Below are 15801 nucleotides of genomic sequence, written 5' to 3'. Positions count from 1 at the left end.
TATATATACAACAATTTAGATACTAAAAAGGCGCCGGGTGAGGCGCCTTTTGTGTTTCTAGCTTTTACTGAGCTGATTAGCTGGCTTTGGCCATGAAGGTTGGGAACCAGCCCTCAAACGCGTCGGTCAGCGCTTTCAGCTCAAGCTTTACGGCACCATCATTCACATCCAGGCTATCGCCGCCTGTGGTGCCCAGCACCGTCACCGGAATGCCTGCATCCATAGCTTCCTTGCGGATTTCCTCAGCCGTATCAGCGTCCGTGGCCACAAGGTAACGGGCCTGAGTTTCCGAGAAGAGGGCAACGTGCAGTGGCAGATCATCCCCCACCGTTACAGTCGCGCCCACACGGCCAGAGATTGCCATATCCGCCAGTGCGGCGATCAGGCCGCCATCCGAGAGGTCGTGACAGGTGGAAACCTGCCCGTTCTCAATGAGGGCGCGCACAAAGTCACCGTTGCGGCGCTCAACGCCGAGGTCAACATGCGGCGGCGCGCCTTTGTCTTCACCAAGGATTTGGCGCTGATAAAGGCTTGCGCCCAGCTCGTCTTTGGTTTCACCGATCAGGACAATGGTTTGGCCCTCACCCTTGAAAGCAACAGTTGCCATGCGCTCAGCGTCCTGCATCACACCCACACCGCCAATGGCTGGTGTTGGCAGGATGCCCGAGCCGTTGGTCTCATTGTAGAGCGAGACGTTGCCGGATACGATCGGGTAATCAAGCGCCAGACAGGCTTCGCCCATGCCCTCAAGGCAGCCAACAAACTGGCCCATGATGTCCTTGCGCTCCGGGTTGCCGAAGTTCAGGCAATTGGTGATAGCAAGCGGCAACGCGCCAACAGCTGTGATGTTGCGCCATGTCTCCGCCACGGCCTGACGGCCACCCTCAACCGGGTCAGCATAACAATAGCGCGGCGTTACATCGGTTGAGATCGCAAGGGCCTTTTGGGTGCCGTGCACGCGCACAACAGCCGCATCACCACCGGGGCGCTGGATGGTATCACCCATCACCATGTGATCATACTGTTCCCATATCCAGCGGCGGGAGCACAGGTTTGGCCCGCCAACAAGGTCCAGCACCGCTTTGCCAAGATCAGCCGGTGCGGCGACAGAAGCAGCCTCACGCTTTGGCGTGTACTCATAAGGGCGCTCATACTCTGGCGCGTCTTCAACAAGGCTGTTGATCGGCATATCGCCCACCACTTCGCCTTTGAACTTCAGCGTCAGGTTACCTGTATCTGTGATATGGCCGATGACAGCGAAATCAAGCTCCCACTTCTCGAAGATTTTTTTTGCCATGTCTTCGCGGCCCGGCTTAAGGACCATGAGCATGCGCTCCTGAGACTCTGAGAGCATCATCTCATAAGGCAGCATATTGGCTTCGCGCTGCGGCACGTTATCGAGATCAAGCTCAAAACCAACACCGCCTTTGGACGCCATCTCAACGCTTGAGGACGTCAGCCCTGCCGCCCCCATGTCCTGAATGGCGATAATGGCGTCTGTTGCCATCAGCTCAAGGCAGGCTTCAATAAGCAGTTTTTCAGTGAAAGGGTCACCAACCTGAACCGTGGGGCGCTTTTCTTCACTGTCTTCCGTAAACTCGGCTGATGCCATGGTGGCACCGTGGATGCCGTCGCGGCCCGTTTTTGAGCCCACGTAAACCACTGGGTTACCAACACCGGCCGCCGCGCAGTAGAAGATTTTATCTGCGTCTGCGAGGCCAACCGTCATGGCGTTTACAAGGATATTGCCGTTGTAGGATGGGTCGAAATTGGTCTCGCCGCCCACGGTGGGCACACCCACGCAGTTGCCGTAGCCGCCAATGCCTTCAACCACACCAGCCACAAGGTGGCGTGTCTTCGGATGACTTGGCTCACCAAAACGCAGCGCGTTCATGTTTGCGACTGGACGCGCGCCCATAGTGAATACGTCACGCAAAATGCCGCCTACGCCTGTGGCTGCGCCCTGGTATGGCTCAATGTAAGACGGGTGATTGTGGCTTTCCATCTTGAAGATGGCAGCCTGACCGTCGCCAATATCAATCACACCGGCATTTTCGCCCGGACCCTGGATAACCCAAGGGGCCTTGGTTGGCAGTTTCTTGAGGTGGAAGCGCGAAGATTTGTAGGAGCAGTGCTCAGACCACATCACGCTATAGATGCCAAGCTCGGTATAGTTTGGCTCACGCCCCATGGCGCTTTTGATGCGCGCATATTCTTCCTCGTTCAGGCCATGTTCCTTCACGAGTTCAGGGGTGATTTTAATCTCGTTACCGTTGTTCATTTATCTCGCCCCTTAGCCTAGCCGGTTCATCACGGATTCGAACATCTTGCGGCCGTCAGAGCCACCAAGCGCGGGTTCGATCATGCGTTCAGGGTGTGGCATCATACCAAGCACGTTGCCCTTGCTGTTGAGAATGCCTGCGATGCGGCGCTGCGCTCCGTTGATATCCTCAGCGTATTTGAAAGCAACCTGGCCTTCGCCTTCAAGGCGGTCCAGCGTTTCATCATCAGCGAAATAGTTGCCATCGTGGTGGGCGACGGGAATGATGATTTCTTCGCCGGCCTTGTAGGCGTTCGTGAACATGCTATCGCCGTTCTCGACCGTCATCTTCACGTCCTTGCACACAAAATGCAGGCCCGCGTTGCGCATCAGCGCGCCGGGCAGGAGGCCACATTCGGTGAGGATCTGGAAGCCGTTGCACACCCCGAAGGTTGGTACACCGCTTTCAGCCCGTTTCACGACTTCTTTCATCACGTGGCTGCGCGCGCTCATGGCGCCACAACGCAGGTAATCACCGTAAGAAAAACCGCCGGGCAGGGCGATAAAGTCAACGGCGGCGAAGTCATATTCCTGATGCCAGACCATAAGTGGTTTCTGCCCTGTGATCTTCTCAAGGGCGACGGCTATATCCCGGTCACAGTTTGAGCCGGGAAAAACAATCACTGCGGATTTCATGATTTTTACTCCAGCTCGATGGAGTAGTTTTCGATCACTGTGTTCGCCAGCAGTTTGCGGCACATCTCGTCAACGGATGCCTCTGCTTTCGCGCGATCAGTCTCGCTCAGGTCCAGCTCGATATATTTGCCTTGGCGGGCTTCATCTACACCGCCAAATCCCATATTGGAGAGGGCATGCTCAATGGCTTTGCCTTGGGGGTCCAGAACGCCGTTTTTGAGGGTTACGTGGATGCGGGCTTTCATGGGGCTCACTTTCTTCTCAAGTCAATTTCGCCTGAAAGGCTGTCTGAAATAAAAACAGACCAGAAGTATTACTTCTGGCCCTTGTTTTTATGGTCTGCAATTTCGGTGATGTCGGCACTCGGCAGGATGCCGAGACGGCGCGCGACTTCCTGATAGGCTTCCATCTCGCCACCAAGGTCACGCCGGAAGCGGTCCTTGTCCATCTTCTCGCCGGTTTCCATGTCCCACAGGCGGCAGCCGTCTGGGCTGATCTCATCTGCGAGAATGGTCAGGCATTCTTCGCCTTCATAGAGGCGGCCGAATTCCAGCTTGAAGTCAACCAGTTTGATACCGATGCCAGCAAACAGACCGGAGAGGAAATCATTGATGCGGAACGCATAATGGGTCATTTCCTCAAGTTCTAGTTCGTTCGCCCAGCCGAATGTCAGCACATGCTCTTCCGCGATCAGCGGGTCGCCAAGCTCGTCTGACTTGTAGCAAAACTCGATCAGCGGGCGGGGCAGGTGTGTGCCTTCTTCGATACCCAAACGGGTTGAAAGGCTGCCTGCCGCGATGTTGCGGACGATAACCTCAACCGGGATGATCTCAACCGCTTTAACGAGTTGTTCCCGCATGGAAAGGCGCTCGATAAAATGGTTGGGGATGCCGATATCGGTGAGGGCGGTGAAAATATACTCAGAGATATGGTTGTTCACCACGCCTTTGCCTTGAAGAGTACCTTTCTTCTGGGCATTGAAAGCCGTAGCGTCATCTTTGAAGTATTGAATGATAGTTCCTGGCTCGGGCCCTTCGAAAAGTACTTTGGCCTTGCCTTCATAAAGCTTGTTGCGGCGGGACATATATTGCCTCTTCCTCAGCTTGAGGGATGTCAGTGGGTTGCGCGGGCGCGAACATAACCGAGAAGGTCTCTCTCGACAATCTTTCTGTAATAATTTGCAATAAGTTTTGTTTACGCTATGGAAATGAGCAACCAAATTACCTTTATCTAAGGGTGTAGTGTGATATTTTACCGGATCTCGGGTGAGACTCGGACAGGAGGATGTAAAGTCATGACAACTTTTGACGGCCGCGAAAAAGCGTTTGAAGACAAGTTTGCCCACGACGAGGCAATGATGTTCAAGGCGCGTGCGCGTCGCAACCGCCTCTTTGGTGAATGGCTGGCGGGTGAGCTTGGTCTTTCGGGTGATGAGGTGAAAACCTATGCTGCGTCTGTTGTGAAAGCCGACCTTGAAGAGGATGGTGACGAAGATGTGATCCGCAAGGTGATGAAAGACATTGAAGCCAAGGGTGCGGATATCTCCCGCCACAGGGTTGAGAAGCATCTGGAAGAGATGCTGGCACAGGCTAAAGCACAATTGATGAGTGAAGCCTGATCACTTCACCAGGATGCAAAGAAAAACGGGGCTTCATGGCCCCGTTTTTTGTTCCTAGACTGTGGCCGGTGCGGTCTTGCGTCTGGACCGGCGAGCCATGAAGGCTAGGCCTGGTATAAGCAAGAGGGCACTCATAGGCTCTGGCACACTGGATGGTGGTGTCACGGGTGAACCGCCGCCCTCTGACACGGTGAAGGTGCCAGACCAGCTCCAGTCACTATCGCCACCCTGTGCGTAACCGCCGCCGGGAAGCGCGATTGTGTCACCGTAAGATATCAGGTGAAGCCCAATAAAGTAGGTGCCAGGCGTGATAAAGACGTCAGCGCCTTCACCTGTGGCGAGGGTCATCTGAAGGTTGGGAGCGACCTGTCCTTGGTGGAAGGTATATTGCTTCAACCATTCGTCGTAGTTGTATTGCTCATTCTTTTTCAGGATGAACCATTCAATGCCAAACTTGTTGGTGCTTGGCAGGTTGCAAATGGAATAGCCTGCGAAGGTTGAGCCACAGGCGTTCAGGGTGATGTTTTCACCGAGTACGATGGGTGAATAGGTTCCGGCGTCCGCTATGGCGTCGCCGTTCGGATAGGTTGCTTGCGCTGCGTTTGAGACAAACAATGCGGCAAGCATACTGATTGCAGGCATTACACGGGAAATCTTTAGGGCCACGATAATTATCCTTTAAGTGACCAATGACGCTAGACGGCAACTGTTGCTTGGCGTTTCCGACGGCGCTCACGGCGTGCCATCAGAATGATGCCGGGCAGCAGCAGGAATGCAGCAGCAGGTTCGGGGACAGAAGCTGCTTCAGTAATAGCAAAACTGCTCGACCAATCGAAACTATAGTTTGTGGAACCATCATAGGCGAGGTCGCTATCGTTGCCGGTGGCGCCCCAGCTGCCAGATGGCAGTGCGACATAGGTGTCACTGTTCACATAGGCATAAAGGCCAATGTAATACGTACCAACTTCACTAAAAAATGTACCGGCGCCGGTGCTTACATCCACGGACAATCCATCTTCAGCAGAATTGCCGGAATAGGTTCCCAGGTATGTCCATTGGTTACCGGTCCAGGCTTTCCATGTCAGTGTAAACTGTGTGAGGTTGCTGAGATCACAGAGCGAATAACTTTGTGAGTTACCGTCGGCACGATGAAACGTAGAGCCGCAAGCGTCCAGCGTGATGTCCTCGCCCAAGGAGATTGGGCCGTAGGTTCCTGCGTCAGCCATAACATCAAAATAGTTATAGTTATAGGTGGCTTGCGCGCCAGAGCTGGCACAGACTGCACCTGCGGTCATGCACAAACCTGCTAAAGCTTTTTTCATCATACCAGTCATACCAATGCATCTCCTGCACGTCTTAATCTCAGTAGCACGTCTGCTTTTAACAAATAGCTAACGGCTCTGCCTCGGGGGATCCGAAATACTGCCCCGCGTAACAATGCCACAATCCGATAACAAGCAACATTGCACATATTTCAAATAAACGGAATATTCACGTAAAATTTTAGTAAAATCCATACTTTGTGTACAACAACCCTTAACATTTGTCGAGGAATTGGGCAATCTGATTAATAATGTGCCTGAATATGACAATCATATAATCGCTAGAGCGGAATGAGTTGGTGGTATAGAGGGTTAATGCTGAACATGAGTAAATTTCGTGTTAGCATAAATTTTACAGGCAAGCTCTGAGCTTACGACGTCGGCTTTTTGTGGGGGGACTATGACTAAATTTTCGCAAACTTTTGTTCTGGCAGGGTGCGTTTTGGTATCCGCATGCGGGAGCAACCCGGAGGAAGAAGAAAAGCAGAAAGTTGATTATGCAAGCTTTGATGATGCTGCGGTTGAGAAGATGGTCACTGAAGGTGAGTATCAACAGGCTCTGGACATTATCAAGGGGCAGGTCGAACTGGAAGTCGCGGACAGTAAGGACTTTCTTTTAGAGAGCGAAATATATCTTACATTGCTGGACGGTGTTGCCGCCGAGGTCTCAGTCGAGAAAGCCCGCGAAGCCGGAGCAACGGACGAGGAGGTAAATCTCAAGCTTGCGCGCGCCTATCTGCTTCAGGGGAAAGCTGCTGAAGCAAAAGAAAAGCTTGATGATGCAGAGTTTGAGGGAGACGAACGCTATCAGGCTATGTTGCTGCGCGGTGACGTGGCGCAGGAAGAAAGAGACTTTGAGGGCGCCCAGAGCTATTTCCGTAAGGCGATCGAAGAAAATCCTGAAGACTTTCGTGGGCATCTTGGGTTGGGCCTGCTTGCGCTGAACCAAGGGCAGCTTGCAGAAGCCGAGGCACACGCGGCAGATGCTGCGGCACTCGTGGAAGATGATCCTATTATACGCTACGTGCGTGGCTCGGTTGCCAGGTATCAGGGTCGTACAGAGGATGCCAAAGCGCATCTTCAAAAGGCGGTTGAGCTTCATAATGCTAATCTGCTTGCCTATTTTGAACTTATAAGCCTTTTCATAGAGGCTGGGGATACAGAGCAGGCGCAGAAACAGCTGGATGCTGTTTACGCACTGACACCCAACAGTCCTATGGCTCAATATTACAGCGCCTTGATGCTGGCAATTGAGGGCAAACCGCAGGAGGCAGAGTATCTGCTTCTGCGTACGGGTGACTTCACCCGTGCTTTCCCACCTGCAGCACGTGTCTATGGTCATGTGGCTTTTGCGCTTGGAAAATATTCAACTGCCCAGCCGTATCTTGAACGCTTTTTAGACCGTGTGCCCTCTGACAGGGTCACGCGGCTTGCACTGGCGGAATGCTTGACTAGGCGGGGGCAAGCCAAGAAGGCACTGAAGTATCTTGAGCCACTTCTTCCTGATAACTCGGAAGATCTGGAGGCCTTACTTCAAGCGGCCGCAGCGCATGGCTCAATGGGACAAGTTGCGGATGCGCGCAAATATATTGAGCAAGCTAACACCGTTGCTCGCTCCGGCGATGAGAGAGATGAGGAGCTGATCGCGCTTATAGGGCAGCGTCTGGCGTTGACACAATTCATAAGTGGGGACAATGAGGGTGCTATCAAGCAACTTCGCTCGCTCTACGCTGATGAAGGCGCTGATGTTGAGAGCTTGTCGCTTATGGCCAACATCCAGATGGAGAGCGGCGACTTGACCGGTGCGGAAGAAACTGCAAACAGGATTCTGGAGCTTGAGCCAGAAAGCGCTGTTGGCCTGAATTTCCTTGGAGCATTGCGTTTCAGGGAACGGAATACTGATGCAGCGATTGAGCGGTACACCGCAGCGTTGAACAGTAATCCGGATTATCAATCAGCACTGAAGAACAGGGCACTTGCCTATCTGGCGACCCAGCAATTTGAGAAAGCTAAAGCCGACCTTATGAAGCTGGCTGATGCTGGCGTGGAAGACGCGCAGGTGCATGCAATGCTGGGGCGGGTTTATCTCGAGCTAGGTAACGGGCGTGACGCCGCAAACTCCCTGAAGCGTGCCGAAGCGATCATCCCTGAGTCTGCGATCATTGCGACGGACCTGGCAGAGGCGATGGCCTTGTCTGGTTTCCGGTCCTCCGCGATTACGCAGGCGAATAAAGCCAAAAAGTTAGCAGTTCGTGACAAGAACCTTGTGCAGTATCTGGAGGACCTCATTGTTACCTGGCAAAAACTTGAGGCTGAAGAAAAACTGCAGGCTGAAGCCGACAAGGAAAAGAAACGCGAAGAGCTTGCCAAAAAACGTGCAGAGATGGAAAAAGCTCGTCAGGCTTTGATCGAAGAGGGGCGGCTAGATACGACTGAGGATGAAAAGAAAGAAGAGGACACTGATGAGCCTCCCAAAGAGGATGATGTTGATCCACCACAGGATTGATTGACGACCAAGGTCTTTCTTGAAATGTCTTGAGCCCCACCCGTGGGTGTGGTGTCTTGTCCTCCGCTTCTAACGGTGAGGACGTTCATGCCCATTCTTTTCCTGGTTATTTTTGTTGTGATGGGAAGCTTCGCGATGTTGCTTCCCTCAATCATGTTCGTGCTCAAAAATTTGGGTGCAAGCGAGGCGTGGGCGACGCCTATCCTGGCGAGTTATAGTTTTGCTCAGTTTCTTACCGGTCCGTCATGGGGTAAATTATCAGATCGTCTTGGCCGAAAGCCTGTTTTGATTGTTGGGTTGACGCTTGCAGCTGCGGCCTATGGTTTTATCGCCTTCTTTGCCGATAGTGTGGTGCATATGCATATAGGGCTCGTTCTTGCGGGTGCTTGTGCGGGCAACTCGGCGGTACTCTACGCTGCAGTGACAGATATTACGGGCAATGAGGGTAGGGCAAGGGGTATGGGCATGATGGGGGCTGGTGTGGGGCTGGCTTTCACCGTCGGCCCTGCAATTGGCGCAGTGTTAAGCGGGGTCAGTGCTCAAGCTGCTGATATTACAGCACCTGCTGGCCTTTCTATGGTTGCGTGCCTTGTTGGCGCATGTGTCGTTGCTGTTTTCCTTCGGGAGACATTAGACGCAGACAAAAGCGAGACCCAGTTCGATGGCACAGGGCGAGTAGCCGCGCTTATAAGGGTCAGTGAAAAACCTGCCCTGATGCAGCTCGCGGTGGCTATGTGCCTGTTCACGCTCGCGCTCGCGATGATGGAAGCAATCATGTCCTACCTCATGAACGTGCGACATGGTTGGGGGCCAAAAGATCTGGGCGTCATGTTCTCCTATTTTGGTGTGATCCTTATCGTTGTTCAGGGCGGGCTGGTTGGCCGACTGGCTCGTCGGTTTGGCGAAGAAAAGCTGACGCTTGCGGGTGTAAGCATGATGGGGGCGGGATTGGCAATCCTAGCTCTGTCGGCTAGCACGCTGGGCGTATTTATTGGCCTTGGTTTTATCAGTGCGGGCACCGGTATCTATAATACGAGTGTGCTTGCGGTTGCTTCCTACAACAGTGGTGAACTGGGCAGGGGGCTGACGATGGGCGTGTTTCAGTCCATGCAGGCGCTTGGGCGTTCGTTAGGCCCTTTGATAGTGGGCGTGTTATACCTTGTTCAGCACGAACTGCCGCTTTTCATCGGATGTGTAATCATGGCCGTACTTCTAATCTGGATGGTGGTGATATTTCGTCGGCTACACCAAGGGAAAGTGGATGCAGAGAGGCCTAACCTAGGTTAAATCGTGATCACAAAACAGCGTGTCTGATTTACAGGTATCGTTGGCCATATAAACTTATTTACTTGCTTGGCTGGGCGTTCTTTGTCACGATACGATTAAATGTGATCACATTATTCGGGAGCAATCATGAACCGTATTTTATCCTATGGTGCATCGCTTGGTTTGGCGTTGTCGTCATCTGTTGCAATTTCCGCAGAGAAACCTGCTGACTATGTCTTGACCGGTGGTACCGTTTATACGGTCGACAAAGGCAACAGCGTTGCTGAGGCGATTGCTGTGCGGGCGGGCGAGATTGTTTATGTTGGTGGCGCGGCGGGTGTTGCGGGCTTTATTGGCCCAGACACCGAACAGCGCGACCTCAATGGGTTGATCGTCTTCCCAGGGTTCACTGATAGTCACGCTCATTTGCCTGACGGGGGCGGCACTATTCTGGGCCTTGGTTTGGCTGGCTTGACCTCTGCTGAGGCAGTGCTCGATGCTGTGAAAGTATATGCGGACGCGAACCCTGACTTGCCGGTTATTGTCGGTGCAGGGTGGGAGCTCAGCCTCTTCGATGAGGCTAATCCACAGAAAGAACTGCTGGACGAAATTGTAAAAGATCGCCCGGTATTCCTGTCAGCAGCAGATGGTCACAATGGCTGGGTAAATACGGCGATGCTCGAGCTGGCCGGTGTGACTGCCGAGACGGCGGACCCAGAGAATGGCCGTATCGAGCGTGATGATAATGGCAGCCCGACGGGTACGTTCCGTGAGGCAGCCATGGGGCTTTTTGCCGCCTATATACCGCAACCAAGCATCGAGCAAGTGAGCGAGAACCTACGTGCGGGTATCGGTTACCAACTGCATAACGGGATTACCGCCACCATCGACGCCGCGATCATGAACGACGTGAACGAAGAGGCCTACCTTAAAGCCGCGTCGGACAAGAATTTGCCACAGCGGGTGCGAATTTCTCTGTTGGCAGCTGAGGAGATGGTGACGTCAAACATCACCGAAGAGAATGCCCTGGATGCTGTCACCCGCCTTGAGGCACGCCGTGAGACATACCGCGCCGCGTCCGCTGGCCGGATTAACGCCGAAGCGGTAAAAATATTTGTTGATGGCGTGCCTGAAAATCACACGGCGGCGATGCTGGAGCCATACGTTGGGGCACCACTTGGGCCGGACCATAGGGGTGAGCCAAACCTGAGTGAGGCAGCGTTGAAAAAATACGTGACCGCGCTTGAAGCGTCGGATTTCCAGGTTCATATGCATGCGATTGGCGACAGGGCTGTGCGAATGGCGTTAGATGCGCTTGAAACCGCTAAAGATACCAATGGCGACAGAACGCGCCGCCACCAGATCGCGCATTTGGAAATTGTACAGCCAGAAGATATTGCCCGCTTTGCGCCGCTGGGTGTGAGTGCGGATATGCAGTCGCTCTGGCATTACCGGGATGCTTACATCACGGACCTGACGGAGCCGTTTCTGGCAGAGAAACTGCACCGGTGGCTGTATCCCGCCCGGAGCTTTAAAAATGCCGGTGCACGGCTGGTTTGGGGTAGTGATTGGCCCGTCTCGACCAGTGACCCGTTTGATTCCATGGAGGTAGCTGTGCTGCGCCGCGATCCGTATACGGATGAGGGCGAGACCTGGAACGAGGTGGAAACCCTCACTGTTGATGACATGATTCATGCGCTTACCATGGGTGGCGCATACTTGATGGGGCAGGAAGGTATCAGGGGGTCTATCGAGGTAGGTAAGCGCGCCGACTTTATCGTGATAGACGCAGACCCCTATAAAATTGATCCATCAGCGATCAGCGATATTTCGGTTGTCGAGACTTATGTCGATGGGCAGCGGGTCTATTCTTCTGCCGAATAACAGAAACCAAAAAGAGCGCTGAAAACAGCGCTCTTTTTTCAAACCCTGCGGAAGGGTTTAGATATCGTCTGGCCCGGTCACGTTTTTGTCGTCTGTGAATGCGTTGAGGCCGATGATGGTATAGGTATCCTTGACGCCGGGCGCGACCTGTACGGTCTGTGTAATAAACCGGCCAATTTCCTGCTCAGGTGAAAGCTGGAACTGAGCCAGCAAATCATAGTTGCCTGAAGTTGAGTATACGCTTCTTACTTCGGGCACATTGTCGGCAAGGTGGGCAGCCACATCATAGGTTCGGCCAAGCTCACATTTGATCATGACAAAAACAGTCTTCATTTGGTGCCCCTTCTTAACGTGCTGGCATATGCAGGTTATCTAGTTTTCATACGCTTGTATCGAATTGCATCTGGCTTGTGAAGCGAAGATACGGCAACATGCCGAACAAAATATGAAGGTGTATCGGGCCTTTTGGGGGACTTTGTTAATGTATGATGTAGTGATTGTTGGTGGTGGCCATAATGGCCTGACATGTGGGTACTATCTGGCGAAAGCCGGGTTGAAAACGCTCATTGTGGAGCGTCGGGATATCGTAGGTGGCGCTGCGGTTACGGAAGAATTCCACCCAGGCTTCAGGAACTCAACGGCCTCATACACGGTAAGTCTTCTAAACCCCAAAATCATCGCAGATCTTGACCTGCACCGGCACGGACTTGAAGTGCGTGAACGCGCTGCTTCAAACTTTTTCCCGCTGAATGATAGCCAGTATCTGATGTTCCCGGTCGACGGCGAAGAAAAGCGCCGGGAGTTTGCTAAGTTCTCGGAAAAAGACGCAGCAGCGCTTGAGGAGTATGAGGCAGATATCGAAGCGGTGGCTGATGAATTGCGTGCACTTTTGCTTAAGTCGCCCCCTAATGTGGGCGGCGGACTATCGGACCTGCTGAAAGCTGGGGCGCTCGGACTGTCTGCTCTTCGGAAACCCGTTGAAGCGCAGCGGTTGCTTCTGGATATGGCTACGCAGTCGTGCGGTGATTTGCTCGACCGTTATTTTGAAAGCGATATTATCAAGGCGGCTTATGCGTTCGACGGCATCGTGGGTGCCTATGCGGGTCCTCAGTCTCTTGGAACAGCCTATGTGTTGCTTCATCACTGCTTTGGAGAGGTGAATGGCAAGAAGGGCATGTGGGGGCATGCGGTTGGCGGCATGGGCGCTATCACCGCCGCGATGCGTAAAGCTGCGGAAGAGGCCGGTGTCACAATAAGAACCGGGGTAGGAGTTAGTGAGGTCATTACCACGGGTGGGAAAGCGAGCGGTGTTGTCTTGGAAGACGGCACCAAGATCGAAGCCCGCGTGGTGGCCTCCAATGTTGCGCCGAAGTTGCTGTTCGACAAGCTTGTCGACCCCGGCGTTGTACCCGATGACTTTCTGCGGCGCATACGCGGCCTGAAAAGCGGCTCTGCAACTTTCCGTATGAATGTGGCCCTTAACGAATTGCCGCGGTTTACCTGCAAGCCGTCCGATGGTCAGGCAGAGCATCATTCTTCCGGCATTGTTATCGGGCCTAGTGTGGCGTATCTGGAAAAAGCTTATTTGGACGCTCAGCAATATGGCTGGTCCAGGGAACCAATTGTAGAGATGCTCATACCAAGCACCCTGGATGATAGTCTCGCGCCGGAAGGCAAACATGTCGCTAGTCTTTTTTGCCAACATTTTGCTCCAACCCTGCCGGGTGGGAAGTCCTGGGATGACTGCCGCGAACAGGCAGCGGACTGCGTTATTGAAACGGTCAACAAATATGCTCCAAACTTCAAGGAGAGCATCATTGCGCGGCAAATTCACTCACCGCTGGACCTTGAGAGAAAGTTTGGATTGATCGACGGGGATATTTTCCACGGGCAACTCACTCCAAACCAGCTGTTTTCGGCGCGGCCCATGCTGGGTCATGCGGACCACAGAATGCCGGTGAAGGGCCTCTATCTATGTGGCTCTGGGGCTCATCCGGGCGGCGGTGTAACCGGCGTACCAGGTCATAACGCAGCGGCTGTGATCGTGAAAGACTGTAAAAGGCGGGTAATCTAAATCAGCCGGTTAAAAGTCGATTAACTAAATAGTTGTAGTTTCAGCTAAATTACTTGTGGCGGGATGCGTAGTCGATATTATGAGGTTACGTTACCTGTTAGCCGTAAGCCTACCAACAAATCAAACCTTGTAGTCAGGGGAGAGAACATGGAATACCGCATCGAAAGTCGCGACGACAGTACTGCGCGGGTCATCTTTACCGGGGATATTACCTTTTCAGAGAATGTGGCGTTTCGTCAGCTATTGAAGGATCTTTCCGAGAAGGATATTCAGGCGTGCGTGTTTGACCTTTCATCAGTTGAAATGGTCGATTCTGCGGGGCTTGGCATGTTCCTGATAGCCAAAGAGCAGGCCGATACAGGGGGCTGGAAGCTTTCTGTGACCGGTGCGCAGGGGCATGTGGCCAGCATGCTGAAACTCACCAAACTTTCTGACCTGCTGGAGGGGTAATCGTACACTTTGTGCGACCTGAGGCTATGGCCCCAAAAGATGGCATTCACATTCCTGGACGAGCAACCGATGTCGCTGACGAAGTAAGCGCTGCACGTATTCTTGTTGTGGATGACATGCCGCTTATGCGGACGATGATCGGCAATTGCCTCAAGCGAGGTGGGTTCAGCAATATCGATTATGCCGCTGATGGGGCAGAGGCGCTTGAAATTATTGAGCGAGAGATGCCTGACCTTGTGGTGCTCGACCTCAATATGCCTCGGGTCTCTGGTTACGAAGTTTGCCGGACCCTCAGGGCGGACCCTAAAACGGAAAATCTCCCCATTCTTGTTCAGTCTGCCTCGGAAACGGCGGAAGAACGGGTTGAGGTGTTTGCGTCCGGCGCAACCGACTTTGTATCCAAGCCAATCAATCAACCCGAGCTCCTTGCGCGGGCGTGTATGCACCTTGAAAACAAGTTTCTTATCAATAATTTAAGCGCTTTTCAGAACCGTATCCAGGCGGAATTGTCAATGGCGCGGGAGATGCAGCATTCGTTGCTGCCAGACCCTAAAACAATCGCAAAACTCGAGGACTTCAGCGGCGGCACGATTGAGGCGTTTTATAAGGCATCTTTTGAACTGGGCGGTGATCTTTGGGGTTGTTGGCCAATCTCAAATGACCGCGTGGGGCTCTATGTTCTGGATATTGCGGGGCATGGTGTAGGCGCCGCGCTCAATACCTTTCGGGTTCATGCCACCATGGCCCGCTTTGAAGCGGCACGTGAGGACCCTGCCGCATTTCTTACGGTCTTGAACTCTGCGCTGCAGCCCAATTTCCCGTTAGGCCAGTTTGCAACGATGTTTTATGCGGTTCTCAACTTTGAAACCAATGAGCTGGTATACGCAGGTGCTGGAGCGCCAAGGCCGATGATATTGTCAGCTGATGGTGATGTGCGGCTTCTGGATAGTTCTGGCTTGCCGGTCGCTATCCTACGTAAGCCCGAGTATGAGAACAGGTATGACAAGCTGGAAATGGGCGAGAGCCTGTTCTGTTATTCGGACGTCTTGACGGAAGCCCCCAACCCCGCAGGTGATTTCATGGGTGAAGAGGGCCTAGTAGACTTTGTCGTGGAATGTGAGCGCGAGGGCGCGCGTATAACGCTGGTTGAGCGACTTTTGGAGCAATTCTATCACCGAGTGCCTGGGGCATTGCCGGATGACCTCACTGCGGTTGCCATTCACCGGACACCTGATTTTGCAGCGCTTAGTTCCAGCGCACCTCATGGGCGCTTTGAGTTTCAGTCACGGCGGGAAGCCAAGAAGATCGCTACCAAGCTCGCCGCCTCCACCTCAGACCCGGTTGGTGTGTCGATTGGGTTGATGGAATTATTTGTGAATGCGATCGAGCACGGGTGTTTGGGTATTGGTCACGTTGAAAAGGGGCAGTTGATCGAGCAGGGGACGTTGAACGCTGAGATCTCCCGCCGCCGTAGCCTTCCCGAGTTTAACGACAATTATGTCGTCGTCTCGTTTGAACGTGAGAAAGAAGATCTCTTCGTTGCGGTAAAAGACCCAGGTGAGGGCTTTGACTATTTGGCGTTCACCGAAGATGGATCTGGGCATGACAAGAAGCATGGCCGAGGCATTACGATGGCAAAAAGCTGCTTTAATGCACTGACATACCACGGAAACGGCAACGAAGTGCATGCGCATTATCGCAACAGGAAAAAGGGCTCCACTTAGC

At 53.2% G+C, this 15801-nt stretch carries 14 protein-coding genes; 7 read left to right on the top strand and 7 right to left on the bottom strand.

Going from position 1 to position 15801, the window contains the following annotated elements; translation table 11 throughout:
* Positions 1-76 precede the first annotated feature (76 nt).
* The 4 genes from purL to purC form a co-directional block, all read right to left on the bottom strand.
* Positions 77-2281: a phosphoribosylformylglycinamidine synthase subunit PurL gene (gene purL, locus ACOOGA_RS01420; protein WP_417461011.1), complete on the bottom strand. Its 2205-nt coding sequence runs from the start codon at positions 2279-2281 to the stop codon at positions 77-79.
* 12 nt (positions 2282-2293) lie between these two features.
* Positions 2294-2956: a phosphoribosylformylglycinamidine synthase subunit PurQ gene (purQ, locus tag ACOOGA_RS01415; protein ID WP_417461010.1), complete on the bottom strand. Its 663-nt coding sequence runs from the start codon at positions 2954-2956 to the stop codon at positions 2294-2296.
* Between the two features lie 5 nt (positions 2957-2961).
* Positions 2962-3201, bottom strand: coding sequence for a phosphoribosylformylglycinamidine synthase subunit PurS (gene purS, locus ACOOGA_RS01410; protein ID WP_417461222.1), 240 nt, complete (start codon positions 3199-3201; stop codon positions 2962-2964).
* 68 nt (positions 3202-3269) lie between these two features.
* The gene (gene purC / locus ACOOGA_RS01405) at positions 3270-4040 is read right to left on the bottom strand and encodes a phosphoribosylaminoimidazolesuccinocarboxamide synthase (RefSeq protein WP_417461009.1); all 771 of its coding nucleotides are present in this window, start codon (positions 4038-4040) and stop codon (positions 3270-3272) included.
* Positions 4041-4250: 210 nt separating this feature from the next.
* Between purC and ACOOGA_RS01400 the strand changes: the two genes are divergently transcribed.
* Positions 4251-4574 (top strand): DUF1476 domain-containing protein, encoded by a 324-nt coding sequence (locus ACOOGA_RS01400; protein WP_417461008.1) that lies wholly within the window; start codon positions 4251-4253, stop codon positions 4572-4574.
* A gap of 54 nt (positions 4575-4628) precedes the next feature.
* On the opposite strand, the gene ACOOGA_RS01395 is transcribed toward ACOOGA_RS01400, so the two are convergent.
* Together ACOOGA_RS01395 and ACOOGA_RS01390 are read right to left on the bottom strand one after the other, a co-directional pair.
* The gene (locus ACOOGA_RS01395) at positions 4629-5216 is read right to left on the bottom strand and encodes a hypothetical protein (protein ID WP_420429319.1); all 588 of its coding nucleotides are present in this window, start codon (positions 5214-5216) and stop codon (positions 4629-4631) included.
* A 53-nt stretch (positions 5217-5269) separates the two neighbouring features.
* Positions 5270-5869 (bottom strand): hypothetical protein, encoded by a 600-nt coding sequence (locus ACOOGA_RS01390; RefSeq protein ID WP_420429317.1) that lies wholly within the window; start codon positions 5867-5869, stop codon positions 5270-5272.
* Positions 5870-6296: 427 nt separating this feature from the next.
* On the opposite strand from ACOOGA_RS01390, the gene ACOOGA_RS01385 reads away from it, so the two are divergent.
* From ACOOGA_RS01385 to ACOOGA_RS01375, 3 genes are all read left to right on the top strand, one after another.
* Positions 6297-8402: a tetratricopeptide repeat protein gene (locus ACOOGA_RS01385; RefSeq protein WP_417461005.1), complete on the top strand. Its 2106-nt coding sequence runs from the start codon at positions 6297-6299 to the stop codon at positions 8400-8402.
* An 87-nt stretch (positions 8403-8489) separates the two neighbouring features.
* Positions 8490-9689, top strand: coding sequence for an MFS transporter (locus ACOOGA_RS01380; RefSeq protein ID WP_417461004.1), 1200 nt, complete (start codon positions 8490-8492; stop codon positions 9687-9689).
* A gap of 126 nt (positions 9690-9815) precedes the next feature.
* On the top strand, positions 9816-11552 hold the full coding sequence (locus ACOOGA_RS01375) for an amidohydrolase (protein WP_417461003.1): 1737 nt from the start codon (positions 9816-9818) through the stop codon (positions 11550-11552).
* 57 nt (positions 11553-11609) lie between these two features.
* Here ACOOGA_RS01375 and ACOOGA_RS01370 read toward each other — a convergent pair whose 3' ends face one another.
* Positions 11610-11885, bottom strand: coding sequence for an Lrp/AsnC family transcriptional regulator (locus ACOOGA_RS01370; RefSeq protein WP_417461002.1), 276 nt, complete (start codon positions 11883-11885; stop codon positions 11610-11612).
* Between the two features lie 148 nt (positions 11886-12033).
* On the opposite strand from ACOOGA_RS01370, the gene ACOOGA_RS01365 reads away from it, so the two are divergent.
* The 3 genes from ACOOGA_RS01365 to ACOOGA_RS01355 all read left to right on the top strand — a co-directional run bounded on the left by ACOOGA_RS01365 (position 12034) and on the right by ACOOGA_RS01355 (position 15800).
* Positions 12034-13626 carry a phytoene desaturase family protein gene (locus tag ACOOGA_RS01365; protein ID WP_420429315.1) on the top strand — a complete coding sequence of 531 codons (1593 nt, stop codon included), beginning with the start codon at positions 12034-12036 and terminating at the stop codon, positions 13624-13626.
* A 147-nt stretch (positions 13627-13773) separates the two neighbouring features.
* Positions 13774-14076, top strand: a complete 303-nt coding sequence (locus ACOOGA_RS01360) for an STAS domain-containing protein (RefSeq protein ID WP_417461000.1) — start codon at positions 13774-13776, stop codon at positions 14074-14076.
* Between the two features lie 11 nt (positions 14077-14087).
* Positions 14088-15800, top strand: coding sequence for an ATP-binding SpoIIE family protein phosphatase (locus tag ACOOGA_RS01355; protein ID WP_420429313.1), 1713 nt, complete (start codon positions 14088-14090; stop codon positions 15798-15800).
* Position 15801: the final 1 nt, after the last annotated feature.

This window comes from Kordiimonas sp. (genome assembly GCF_965216265.1).
In the GTDB taxonomy this organism is placed as follows: domain Bacteria; phylum Pseudomonadota; class Alphaproteobacteria; order Sphingomonadales; family Kordiimonadaceae; genus Kordiimonas.
This window is presented reverse-complemented; position numbering and strand designations above follow the sequence as displayed.